The 11805-nt window shown below is 70.7% G+C and carries 13 protein-coding genes; 9 read left to right on the forward strand and 4 right to left on the reverse strand.

What is annotated here, in order from left to right; translation table 11 throughout:
• Positions 1-82: 82 nt before the first annotated feature.
• The 4 genes from ACSQ11_RS09385 to ilvA all read left to right on the forward strand — a co-directional run bounded on the left by ACSQ11_RS09385 (position 83) and on the right by ilvA (position 3721).
• Positions 83-508 (forward strand): VOC family protein, encoded by a 426-nt coding sequence (locus ACSQ11_RS09385; RefSeq protein WP_436004867.1) that lies wholly within the window; start codon positions 83-85, stop codon positions 506-508.
• Entirely contained in the window at positions 508-1476 is a 969-nt protein-coding gene (locus tag ACSQ11_RS09390; protein WP_436004868.1) for an ATP-binding cassette domain-containing protein, read from the forward strand. The genes ACSQ11_RS09385 and ACSQ11_RS09390 overlap by 1 nt, the downstream gene beginning before the upstream one ends.
• Positions 1473-2321, forward strand: a complete 849-nt coding sequence (locus ACSQ11_RS09395; protein WP_436004869.1) for an ABC transporter permease — start codon at positions 1473-1475, stop codon at positions 2319-2321. The genes ACSQ11_RS09390 and ACSQ11_RS09395 overlap by 4 nt, the downstream gene beginning before the upstream one ends.
• Before the next feature lie 161 nt (positions 2322-2482).
• Positions 2483-3721, forward strand: a complete 1239-nt coding sequence (gene ilvA / locus ACSQ11_RS09400) for a threonine ammonia-lyase (protein WP_436004870.1) — start codon at positions 2483-2485, stop codon at positions 3719-3721.
• Positions 3722-3895: 174 nt separating this feature from the next.
• Here ilvA and greA read toward each other — a convergent pair whose 3' ends face one another.
• Both greA and ACSQ11_RS09410 read right to left on the reverse strand, forming a co-directional pair.
• Positions 3896-4384, reverse strand: a complete 489-nt coding sequence (gene greA / locus ACSQ11_RS09405) for a transcription elongation factor GreA (protein ID WP_436004871.1) — start codon at positions 4382-4384, stop codon at positions 3896-3898.
• Between the two features lie 323 nt (positions 4385-4707).
• On the reverse strand, positions 4708-5070 hold the full coding sequence (locus tag ACSQ11_RS09410; protein ID WP_436004872.1) for a DUF4307 domain-containing protein: 363 nt from the start codon (positions 5068-5070) through the stop codon (positions 4708-4710).
• Between the two features lie 111 nt (positions 5071-5181).
• Here ACSQ11_RS09410 and mca point away from each other — a divergent pair, with 111 nt between their 5' ends.
• Together mca and ACSQ11_RS09420 are read left to right on the forward strand one after the other, a co-directional pair.
• Positions 5182-6123 carry a mycothiol conjugate amidase Mca gene (gene mca, locus ACSQ11_RS09415; RefSeq protein WP_436004873.1) on the forward strand — a complete coding sequence of 314 codons (942 nt, stop codon included), beginning with the start codon at positions 5182-5184 and terminating at the stop codon, positions 6121-6123.
• Entirely contained in the window at positions 6120-6473 is a 354-nt protein-coding gene (locus tag ACSQ11_RS09420; protein WP_436004874.1) for a hypothetical protein, read from the forward strand. Before mca ends, ACSQ11_RS09420 begins: the two co-directional genes overlap by 4 nt.
• Here ACSQ11_RS09420 and trhA read toward each other — a convergent pair.
• A complete protein-coding gene (gene trhA / locus ACSQ11_RS09425; RefSeq protein ID WP_436004875.1) occupies positions 6408-7106 on the reverse strand; it encodes a PAQR family membrane homeostasis protein TrhA in 699 nt (232 codons plus the stop codon). The genes ACSQ11_RS09420 and trhA overlap by 66 nt on opposite strands.
• A gap of 91 nt (positions 7107-7197) precedes the next feature.
• Here trhA and ACSQ11_RS09430 point away from each other — a divergent pair, with 91 nt between their 5' ends.
• The 3 genes from ACSQ11_RS09430 to ACSQ11_RS09440 all read left to right on the forward strand — a co-directional run bounded on the left by ACSQ11_RS09430 (position 7198) and on the right by ACSQ11_RS09440 (position 10710).
• Positions 7198-7959, forward strand: a complete 762-nt coding sequence (locus ACSQ11_RS09430; RefSeq protein WP_436004876.1) for an isoprenyl transferase — start codon at positions 7198-7200, stop codon at positions 7957-7959.
• A gap of 442 nt (positions 7960-8401) precedes the next feature.
• Positions 8402-9691, forward strand: a complete 1290-nt coding sequence (locus ACSQ11_RS09435) for a PhoH family protein (protein ID WP_436006741.1) — start codon at positions 8402-8404, stop codon at positions 9689-9691.
• 263 nt (positions 9692-9954) lie between these two features.
• Positions 9955-10710, forward strand: a complete 756-nt coding sequence (locus tag ACSQ11_RS09440; RefSeq protein WP_436004877.1) for a hypothetical protein — start codon at positions 9955-9957, stop codon at positions 10708-10710.
• A 92-nt stretch (positions 10711-10802) separates the two neighbouring features.
• Here the strand turns inward: ACSQ11_RS09440 and coaA are convergent, their stop codons facing one another.
• Positions 10803-11771: a type I pantothenate kinase gene (gene coaA, locus ACSQ11_RS09445; RefSeq protein ID WP_436006743.1), complete on the reverse strand. Its 969-nt coding sequence runs from the start codon at positions 11769-11771 to the stop codon at positions 10803-10805.
• Positions 11772-11805 lie beyond the last annotated feature (34 nt).

Here is an 11805-nt window from a genome sequence, read left to right on the forward strand (position 1 = left end):
TGCGCTCTCCACCGTCCGGTGGACCCCGGGTCCGCCGAAAAGCGGTGGGCCGCTGTCGGTGGTCGCCCCTACGCTCGGGCCCATGAGTGAAGACACCGCTCAACCGAGCGTCCGACCGATCCTCGACCTCGTGGTCCTCGACTGTCCCGATGCCCTCTCGCTCGCCCAGTTCTACGGGGAGGTCCTCGGCTGGGGCCTCGAGTCCGACTCCGACCGTGACTGGGCCACGCTCGAGCCGCCGGGTGGTGGTGTCTCCCCGGAGCGCCCCGACGGGCGCACGACGCTGGCCTTCCAGCGCATCGAGGACTGGGTGGCGCCGACCTGGCCCGGGGGCTCGCACCCGCAGCAGTTCCACCTCGACCTCGCCGTCGACGTGATCTCCGAGGCCGAGCCGTCGGTGGTCGCCGCGGGAGCCACGGTGCACGAGCACCAGCCGAGCGAGTCCGGCGGCTTCAGGGTCTACCTCGACCCGGCCGGTCACCCCTTCTGCCTGGTCGGGAGGCCGTGATGCGCGACATCGTCATCGAGGCCCGCGACCTCGTGAAGAAGTTCGGTGACTTCACCGCCGTCGACGGCGTGAGCTTCGAGGTGCCCAAGGGGTCGGTCTTCGGCCTTCTGGGTCCCAACGGCGCCGGCAAGACGACCACCGTCCGCATGATGACGACGCTCGCCGTGCCGACGAGCGGGTCGGCCAGCGTCGCCGGCCACGACGTCGTCCGCGAGCCCGAGGCCGTGCGTGCGTCGATGGGCCTCACCGCCCAGAGCGCCACGGTCGACGAGCTGCTCACCGGCCGTGAGAACCTCCGCCTCATCGGTGACCTCTACGGCCTCGACCGCCGGTTCGTGCGCAAGCGCACCGACGAGCTGCTCGAGCAGTTCTCGCTCACCGAGGCCGGCGACAAGGTCGTCAAGGAGTACTCCGGCGGCATGCGGCGGCGCATCGACCTCGCGGTGAGCCTCATCGCCCACCCGTCGGTGCTCTTCCTCGACGAGCCGACGACCGGGCTCGACCCGCGCAGCCGCGTCGAGCTCTGGGACGTCCTGCGCGACCTCGTCCGCGACGGCACGACGCTGCTGCTCACGACGCAGTACCTCGACGAGGCCGACCAGCTCGCCGACGACATCGTCGTCATCGACAAGGGGCGGATCATCGCCCAGGGCACGCCGCTCGAGCTCAAGAACCAGTCGGGTTCGGCCAGCCTCGTCGTGACCGTCTCGCGGCACGACCAGGTCCGGCAGGCGGCCGAGCTGCTGCAGGGCGTCGTCGGCGAGGTCCACGTCGACGAGGACGCCCGCAAGCTCACGGCACCCGGTGGTGACGTCGGCGCCCTGTCGCAGGTGGCGACGCGCCTCGACGACGCCTCCATCGACGTCGACGACCTCGGCATGCAGCGGCCGAGCCTCGACGACGTCTTCCTCGCCCTCACCGGCCACAAGGCCGAGGACACCAGCAACCAGGAAGAGGTGCCCGCATGAGCGCCGCCACCGATGCCATCGCCATCGACCGCACGGCGCCCAAGCCCCAGGGCGCGGGACGTCTCCGGCAGATCGTCGCCCTCGTGCGGCGCAACCTCACGCACATCAAGCGCCAGCCCGAGATGCTCACCGACGTGACGATCCAGCCGATCATGTTCGTGCTGCTCTTCGCCTACGTCTTCGGCGGCTCGATCAACATCCCCGGAGTCGACTACAAGCCGTGGCTGCTCCCCGGGATCATGGCCCAGACGATCGCGTTCAGCGCGTTCATCGTCGCCATCGGCCTCAACACCGACATCGGCAAGGGCATGGTCGACCGGCTCCGGTCGCTGCCGATCCAGCGCTCGTCGATCCTCGTGTCCCGCTCGATCGCCGCGCTCATCCACTCGAGCATCGGCGTCGCCGTCATGTCCGTCACCGGCCTCTTCATCGGCTGGCGGATCAATGAGGGTCTGCTGCGAGGGCTGCTCGCCTACGGGCTGCTGCTCCTCTTCGGGTTCGCGATGATCTGGGTCGGCATCCTCGTCGGCTCGGCGATGCGCTCGGTCGAGGCCGTCAACGGGCTGATGTTCACGACGATCTTCCCGATCACCTTCCTTTCCAACGCGTTCGCACGCACCGACGTCATGCCGTCGTGGCTGCGGACGATCGCCGAGTGGAACCCGATCAGCTCACTGGCGCAGGCGATGCGCGACAACTGGGGCATCGCCGGCCTCCCGGTGCGCGCCGACGCCCCGTGGCCGCTCCAGCACCCCGAGCTCGCGACGGTCATCTGGTCGCTCGCGATCACGGCGATCATCGCCCCGCTCGCGCTGCGCGCCTTCAACGCCCGCACCACCGACTGACCGGCTCGCCCACGCTCGGCGTGGCGCCGGCCGCTCGGGGTGGCTCTCACGGACCTCGCAGCACCCCCTCGGTGCCGCGAGGTCCGTGCGTGCGCGGTGGGGTCGTGGTGACGGGTTCGGCGGTGTCACCGGGTCGTCCGGGCGCGACTAACCTCGGCCCCATGACACCCACATCGTCGTCGGTGACGGTGGCCGAGATCCGTGCCGCCGCTGACCTGCTCTCCACCGTCATCGCTCCGACACCCATGGAGTTCAACCGGGGACTGTCCCAGCGCGTCGGCGCGGACGTCTTCCTCAAGTGCGAGAACCTCCAGCGCGCCGGGTCCTTCAAGATCCGCGGCGCCTACACGCGCATGTCCAAGCTCACCGACGACGAGAAGGCCCGCGGTGTCGTCGCGGCCAGCGCCGGCAACCACGCGCAAGGCGTCGCGCTCGCGGGCCAGATGCTCGGCATCGAGGTCAAGGTCTACATGCCGGTGCGCGCTCCCATGCCCAAGGTGCAGGCCACCAAGGCCTACGGCGCGACGATCGAGCAGGTCGGCGAGACCCTCGACGAGTCCCTCGTCCACGCCCGCGCATGGGCGCAGGAGACCGGGGCCATCCTCATCCACCCGTTCGACCACGACGACATCGTCACCGGGCAGGGCACGTGCGGGCTCGAGATCCTCGAGCAGTGCCCCGACGTCAAGACGATCGTGGTGGGCCTGGGCGGCGGCGGGCTGCTGGCCGGCATCGCCGTCGTCATGCGCGAGCTGCGGCCCGATGTGCGGATCATCGGGGTCCAGGCCGAGCAGGCCGCGGCCTACCCCGGCTCGCTCGCCGCCGGTCACCCCGTGGCCGCGGCGAAGATGCAGACGATGGCCGACGGCATCGCGGTGGGCCTGCCCGGAGACGTGACGTTCCCGATCGTGCGCGACATGGTCGACTCGGTCGAGACGGTGAGCGAGGAGGGGATCTCGCGCGCGCTGCTCTTCCTCCTCGAGCGCGCCAAGCTCGTCGTGGAGCCGGCCGGCGCGTCGGCGGCGGGCTGGCTGCTCGAGAACGCCGGGCGGAGCGACATCGAGGGCCCGGTTGTCTGCGTCCTGTCCGGCGGCAATATCGACCCGCTGCTCATGATGCGGATCATCCGGCACGGCATGGTCGCCGCCGGCCGCTACCTCCAGTTCGCGGTGCGGGTGCCCGACACCCCGGGGTCGCTCGCCGCGATCCTCGCCGACTGCGCCGGGCTGGACGCCAACATCCTCGAGATCGAGCACATTCGCACCGGCCCCCAGATCAGCGTCGACGAGGTCGAGATCGCGCTGCGCCTCGAGACCCGCGGCCCGGAGCACTGCGAGCGGGTGCTGCGCGCGATGAGCGACAAGGGCTACACGATCGTGCGCGAGTCCGTGCAGGACTGACCCGGCTCGGTCCTGCGGCGCGGCCCGACCGAGCTGTCGAGAGGAGAGAACACGCCGAGTCGGCGTCGCGCCACCGGCGTGTTCTCTCCTCTCGACCCGCCGTGACACCGGCCCGGACGCGAGAGGGCACCCACCCGAAACATGGGATGGGCGCCCTCTCGGGTGCTGCGGAGGTCAGCCGCTGTAGGGCTTCGCGTCGAGGATCTTGACCTCGATCTGCTTGCCGTTGGGGGCCTCGTAGCTCACGGTGTCGCCGGCCTTGTGGCCGTTGACCGCGGAGCCGATCGGGGACTGCTCGCTGTAGACCTGGAGGGTGCCGTCCGCGATCTCGCGCGAACCGAGGAGGAAGGTCTCCTCGTCGCCGAAGATCTCGGCGGTGACGACCATGCCCGGCTCGACGATGCCGTCGTCGGGCGGGGTCTCGCCGATGATGGCGTTCTCGAGCAGCTGGGTCAGCTGGCGGATGCGGGCCTCGTTCTTGCCCTGCTCCTCGCGCGCAGCGTGGTAGCCACCGTTCTCCTTGAGGTCGCCCTCCTCGCGCGCCGCCTCGATCTTGGCGACGATGTCGGCACGGCCGGGGCCGGAGAGCTCCTCGAGCTCGGACTTGAGGCGGTCGTACGCCTCCTGGGTCAGGTAGCTCGCCTTGACGACGGTCTCGCTCACTGAGATTCACTCCTCGGGTGCCCGTGACCGGGCGACGTGCGCCGCCTGCGTCAGGGTGGTGGTGGTCCTACGTGAAAGGGCCCGGGGCCTGAACCGTTGCTTGGTTCGGCGGGCCCCAGACCCATGGTGCAAACAACAAGGATAACAACGCGGCGTCCCAAAAGCACGTCCGTCCGGGCGCGCGTGCTGGCGCGCGAGCCCCGCTCGACCCGACTTCGTCCCGCTCGACCCGACTTCGTCCCGCTCGACCCCCGTTGCCCACCCGGGTCGAGCACCGCTTTATCGGGTCACCCGATAAAGCGGACGAGGGAGGTGACCTCGGGTCAGGGGGTGCGGACGCAGGAGGCGACGACGCCGGTCACGGCCCGGGCGCTCGTGCGCACGGACACCTCACGGTGCACCGACTTCGCCCCGGCCGGCACCTCGTCGTCCTTCGTCCCGACGCGGCCGTGGCGGACGTCCTGGGCCTCGACGGTGCAGCGGACCGCGGCGCCGTCGGGACGGTGCACGTCGTAGGCCACCCGCACCTCGGAGTCCGACACCACGTCGTACGACACGACGTCAGCGCTCAGCGCGTTCGCCGAGGCCAGCCCGAACCACACGACCGCTGCGACCATGGCGCTGATGCCGACGGCACCGACCACCCACCAACGAGCAGTGCCCGGCGCGGGGCGGGGGAGGGGCATGACGGTCCTGGTCCTGTCGACGGGGCACGCACGGGGCGCTGTGTGGGAGTGCGAGGATGGAGCCCGACCATTGTCGCCTGCGCGACTCCACGAACCCGAAGGGCCCTCGACGTGTCTGACCGCCTCCGTCTCATGTGCGTCCACGCGCACCCCGACGACGAGTCGAGCAAGGGCGCCGCGGTGATGGCGAAGTACGTCGACGAGGGGCACGACGTCCTCGTCGTCTCGTGCACCGGTGGTGAGCGCGGCGACGTCCTCAACCCCAAGCTCGCCGACGACCCGCACATCCTGCGCGACCTCGCCCAGGTCCGCCGCGACGAGATGAAGCGCGCTCGCGAGATCCTCGGCGTCGACCACACCTGGCTCGGCTTCGTCGACTCGGGGCTGCCCGAGGGCGACCCGCTGCCGCCGCTGCCCGACGGCTGCTTCGCGCTGGAGCCGCTCGAGGTGACAACCGAGGCGCTCGTGCGCGAGATCCGGCGATTCCGTCCGCACGTCATGACGACGTACGACGAGAACGGCGGCTACCCGCACCCCGACCACATCATGTGCCACGACGTCTCGATGGCGGCGTTCGAGGCGGCGGGTGACCCGACGGCATACCCGGGAGCGGGAGAGCCGTGGCAGCCGCTCAAGATCTACTACAACCAGACCTTCAGCCGCGGTCGTGTCGTCGCCTTCCACGAGGCCCTCACCGCCCTCGGTGAGGAGAGCCCGTATGCCGCGTGGCTCGAGAACTGGGACCCAGCCCGCGAGCGGACGATCACGACGCGGGTCGTGTGCGACGCCTGGTTCGAGCGGCGCGATGCCGCGCTGCTCGCGCATGCCACGCAGATCGACCCCGACGGCACCTTCTTCAAGGTCTCACGCGAGGAGCAGGCGCGAGTCTGGCCGTGGGAGGACTACGAGGCCGGGCTGTCCTACGTGCCGATCGTCGAGGGGGAGGACGACCTCTTCGCGGGCCTGCCCACCGACGTCGCCGAGGCCGACGCGCTCGCGACCTCCGGCTCGCTCACCATCGCCCACGACGGACGGAAGGCCCGCACCGCATGATCCTCGACCGACTGCTGCTCGCCGCACCGTTCGCCCCGTCGCCGACGCCGAGCCCCAGCCCCACCGACGACCTCACCCCGAGCCAGGCCGCCGCCCCCGGCGTGTGGGCGTTCGTGGCCTTCCTCTTCCTCGTCGTCTCGCTGTGGCTGCTCATGCGCAACATGAACGCGCGGCTGCGCCGGATGTCCTACAAGCAGAAGGCCGCTGAGCGCGACGCGCTCGCCGCGCAGGAGTCACAGGACGGGAAGGACGCCGACCAGGGCGCAACCGACGCGGACCCCAGCTCAGACCCGGTCGTAGAGCGCGATGGACGCGGCGATGTAGTGGGAGACGAACGCGAGGATCGTTAGCGCGTGGAAGATCTCGTGGAACCCGAACCACCGAGGTGACGGGTTCGGGCGCTTGATCCCGTAGACGAGCGCGCCGACCGTGTAGAGCACGCCACCGGCGACGACGAAGGTCACGACCGTCGTGCCCGCGTGCCGCAGCAGCGGTCCGAGGAAGAAGACGGCGACCGAGCCGAGCGCGACGTAGACCGGCACGTAGAGCCAGCGCGGCGCGTGGATCCACACGAGGCGGAAGACGACGCCGAGGATGGCCCCGGACCAGACGATCGCGAGCAGCGTGCGGCTCTGGTCACGGGGCAGCAGCAGCGCGAACGGTGTGTAGCTACCGGCGATGATGAGGAAGATGTTGGAGTGGTCGATCCGCTTCAGCGCGGTGCCCCATCGGGGCGACCAGGTGCCGCGGTGGTAGACCGCGGACATCGAGAAGAGCAGCACCGCGGTGACGGTGAAGACCGCGGCCGCCGCGCGCGCCTGCACGGTGTCACCGAGGACGACGAGGACGAGGCCGCCGATGAACGCGATCGGTGCCATCGCGAGGTGGAGCCAGCCGCGCAGCTTGGGCTTGACGGCGTCGAGAACGGCATCGACGCGCTCCTCGAGGGCATCGAACGTGCGGGTCTCGCGTGAGGTGCTCATGATCAACACAACGATACCTACGTTTGCGTAGGTTCCGGACCGGGAGCGACGTGCCCTCCGTCTCCTCTGCGCCCGGCGGTACGGTGACCGCATGGCGCTCAGCGATGTCCTCTACACGGCATACGAGCGTCGTCTGGCCAAGCACCTCGGCCCCGAGAGCGTGCCTCGACACGTCGGCGTCATGCTCGACGGCAACCGTCGCTGGGCCAAGGCGCGGGGCGCCGGGACGAGCGAGGGACACCAGGCTGGCGCCGACAACATCGCCAACCTGCTCGGATGGTGCGAGGAGGTCGGTGTCGAGGTCGTCACGCTCTGGCTGCTGTCGACCGACAACCTCAACCGCTCGGAGTCCGAGCTGCGCCCGCTCCTCGGCATCATCGAGCGCGCCGTCGACGCGCTCGCCGACGCCCGGCGCTGGCGCCTGCACGTCGTCGGTGCCCTCTCCCTCCTGCCCGAGGCCACCCGCGAGCGCCTCGAGGCGGCCGCGGCACGCACCGCCGACGTCGACGGGATGCTCGTCAACGTCGCGGTGGGCTACGGAGGCCGCCGCGAGATCGCCGACGCGGTGCGCTCGCTCCTGCTCGAGCACGCCGACCTCGGCACCTCGATCGAGGAGCTCGCCGAGATCCTCGATGTGGAACACATCGCCGAGCACCTCTACACCAAGGGCCAGCCCGACCCCGACCTCGTCATCCGCACGTCGGGGGAGCAGCGACTGGGCGGCTTCCTTCTGTGGCAGAGCGCGCACTCGGAGTTCTACTTCTGCGAGGCCTACTGGCCCGACTTCCGCAAGGTCGACTTCCTGCGCGCGCTGCGCGCGTTCGGCGAGCGCCACCGCCGCTTCGGCTCCTGAACGCCAGGGCGGGCCACCGCCGGCAGCAGCCGATCGCACGCGTCTCGCGAGCCACAGAAGCCACATATGGCCCGTCCGTCACACGGGCCCACCGCGACCTATGTGTCGCGCGGATGAACACGTCGCGACACGCCGCGAGCGTCCGTATGCCGGGTGTCCGGCAGTCGTAGCGTCACGACTGACGCACCACCCCGGTGCGTTCGGGAGGCCCATCGCATGGAGCACACCACGCTCCGGAGGAGGGACCACTCTCGGCTCCCTGCTCGTGGCAGTGGGTCGACCGGGTTCCACACCTTCGAGCCGGCGCACGACGTCAGCGTGCGCGCCTAGGAGCCCTGCCGTGGCCACGACCTCGCCCTCGCCCGTTTCCACCCCGACGACCACCGCCGGGAGTCCCCGGCGCAAGCGCGCGGCCGCCACGGCCACGGTCGCCGAACCGGCCCTGCGGACCTACGTCCTCGACACCTCGGTCCTCCTCTCCGACCCGCGGGCGATCCTGCGCTTCAAGGAGCACGAGGTCGTCCTGCCGGTCGTCGTCGTCACCGAGCTCGAGGCCAAGCGGCACCACCCGGAGCTGGGCTACTTCGCCCGCACGGCGCTGCGGCTGCTCGACGACCTGCGGATCAAGGCGGGTCGCCTCGACGCCCCCGTCGCCGTCGGTGACGTCGGTGGGACCCTGCGGGTCGAGCTCAACCACACCGATCCCTCGTCGCTGCCGGCCGGCTTCCGCCTGGGCGACAACGACACCCGGATCCTCTCCGTCGCCAAGAACCTCTCCAACGAGGGCCGCGCGGTGACGATCGTCAGCAAGGACCTGCCGATGCGGGTCAAGGCGTCGGCCTGCGGCATGGAGGCCGAGGAGTACCGCGCCGAGCTCGCCGTCGACTCCGGCTGGACCGGCATGTCCGAGGTCGAGGTGACCACCGAGGAGATGGACCACCTCTACGAGTACGGCCGCCTCGAGCACCTCGGCGCCGCCGAGATGCCGTGCCACACCGGCCTCAAGCTGCTCTCCCCGCGCGGCAGCGGCCTCGGCCGGGTCGGCGCCGACAAGCAGGTGCGCCTCGTCAAGGGCGACCGCGACGCCTTCGGGCTCCACGGCCGCAGCGCCGAGCAGCGGATCGCGCTCGACATCCTCCTCGACCCCGACATCGGCATCGTCAGCCTCGGCGGACGCGCGGGCACCGGCAAGTCGGCGCTGGCCCTCTGCGCCGGTCTCGAGGCCGTCATGGAGCGCCGGACGCAGCGCAAGGTCGTCGTCTTCCGGCCGCTCTACGCCGTCGGCGGCCAGGAGCTCGGCTACCTGCCCGGTTCCGAGTCCGAGAAGATGAACCCGTGGGGGCAGGCGGTCTTCGACACCCTCTCCGCCCTCGTGTCGCGCGAGGTCGTCGAGGAGATCCTCGACCGGGGGATGCTCGAGGTCCTGCCGCTCACCCACATCCGCGGTCGCTCGCTCCACGACGCGTTCGTCATCGTCGACGAGGCGCAGTCGCTCGAGCGCAACGTCCTGCTCACCGTCCTGTCCCGGATCGGCCAGAACTCCAAGGTCGTCATGACCCACGACGTCGCCCAGCGCGACAACCTCCGCGTCGGTCGTCACGACGGCGTCGCGGCGGTCATCGAGAAGCTCAAGGGCCACCCGCTCTTCGCCCACGTCACGCTCACCCGCAGCGAGCGCAGCCCGATCGCGGCGCTCGTGACCGACCTCCTGGAGTCCGAGGACAGCCTCTGACGCGTTCTTCACCACCCACGAACCGGTATGCCGGCCGCTCACCTCGAGCGGCCGGCATACCGGTGTCTGCGTGCACAGACGGGTGTGCGATCGTGACGGGGGTCACCTGCTCCTGACCCGTTCGCACCGTGTGCGGATGAGCACGACAGGACCTCGTGGTTTGATCACCGGGCGGGTCATCGCGTACGTTGGTCTCGATTTGGTAACGCAGCCCGACTGGATCCTCAGCCGGGCTGTTCTGCGTAGTGAGAGGAACACCTTCGATGAACAGCCGGTACCGCGGTCGCCACCGCGGGCGCCACGCGCGTCCATCCGAAGCCCCCCTGACGGTCGCGCTGGGCGTCGCCCGCCGCCCCGCCGTCACCGCCGGCATGGCCCTGGCCCTCGTGGGGACCGGAGCGGTCGGCGTGAGCGCCAACGACGCCGTCGCCGACTCCGAGCCCTTCACCCTGAGCTCGTCGGCGATGACCCAGGCCGCCATGTCGGCCCGTGAGAGCGCGACCGACAGCGCCCGGATCTCGCGTGACCGCGCCGGCGTCAACACCCAGCGCGCCGCGATCAACGCCAAGGCGCAGGCCGAGGCCGACGCCAGGGCCAAGGCCGCCGCGGCCGCCGCCAAGGTCAAGGCCGAGGCGCTCGCCAAGGCTCGCGCCGAGGCCGCCCAGAAGGCTGCCCGCGAGAAGGCGCGCGCCGCCGCGATCGCCAACGCGCAGCAGGACCCCCGCTCGGCCGCCCGTGCTCTCATGTCCGACCAGGGCTGGGGCGACGGCCAGTGGCGCTGCCTCAACCTCCTCTGGGAGGGCGAGAGCTCCTGGGACCACACCGCCGAGAACTCCTCGTCCGGCGCCTACGGCATCCCGCAGAGCCTGCCCGCGAGCAAGATGGCGAAGTTCGGCTCGGACTACCGCACCAACCCGATCACCCAGATCACGTGGGGCCTCTGGTACATCAAGCAGTCGTACGGCAACCCGTGCAACGCCTGGGACCAGTGGCAGGCCCGCTCGCCGCACTGGTACTGAGCCAACCACGCCGCCTTCGAGCGACAGCGAGACACGCGCACGCCGGACCCCACGGGTCCGGCGTTCTGCGTGTTCCGGCGCCGAGCCGCTCCTCAGAGCCGGCGGAGCCGGATGTGGGTCACGGCGTGGTCTTCGCCCTTGGAGAGTACGAGCGTGGCCCGGTCGCGGGTCGGCTCGACGTTGCGGAGCAGGTTGGGCTCGTTGATCCGCTCCCAGATGCCGGACGCCGTCTCGCGCGCCTCGGAGTCGGTCAGCGCGGCATACCGGTGGAAGTAGGACTCCGGGTCGGCGAAGGCGGTCTCGCGCAGCCGCAGGAAGCGCTCGACGTACCAGCTGCGCAGCTGGGCGACCGGGGCGTCGACGTAGACCGAGAAGTCGAAGTAGTCGGAGAGGACCTGTCGGGTCCGCTGGTCCGAGCGCACCGTCGCCGGCTGGAGGACGTTGAGGCCCTCGACGATGAGGACGTCCGGCTGGTCGACGACGATCTCCTCCCCGGGGACGATGTCGTAGGTGAGGTGCGAGTACACCGGGGCGGGCACGCGCGGCATACCCGACTTCACGTCCGCGACGAAGCGCAGCAGCGCGCGACGGTCGTAGGACTCCGGGAAGCCCTTGCGCTGCAACAGTCCTCGCGCCTCGAGCTCGGCGTTGGGGCGCAGGAAGCCGTCGGTGGTGATGAGGTCCACGCGGGGCGTCTGCGGCCAGCGGCGGAGCAGCTCGCGCAGCACGCGGGCCGTCGTCGACTTGCCGACGGCCACCGACCCCGCGATGCCGATGACGAACGGGACCTTGGCCGGGCGTTCGCCGAGGAAGTCGGTCGTCACCCGGTGCAGGCCCGCGGTGGCATTGACGTAGAAGGCGAGCAGCCGGGAGAGGGGCAGGTAGACCTGCTCGACCTCGCGCATGTCGACGCGGTCCCCGAGGCCACGCACCCGGGCGATGTCGTCAGGGGTGAGGCTCAGCGGGTGGTTGTCGCGCCGGGCGGCCCAGTCGTCCCGGGTGAAGTCGAGGTAGGGCGAGGGCAGCGGCGCGCGGGGCGCCGGCGGCTCCACCGACGCCATCTGGTCGGGCCCGGGCACGGGTACGGCGGGTGTG

Source organism: Knoellia sp. LjRoot47 (assembly GCF_964253435.1).
GTDB lineage: Bacteria > Actinomycetota > Actinomycetes > Actinomycetales > Dermatophilaceae > Knoellia.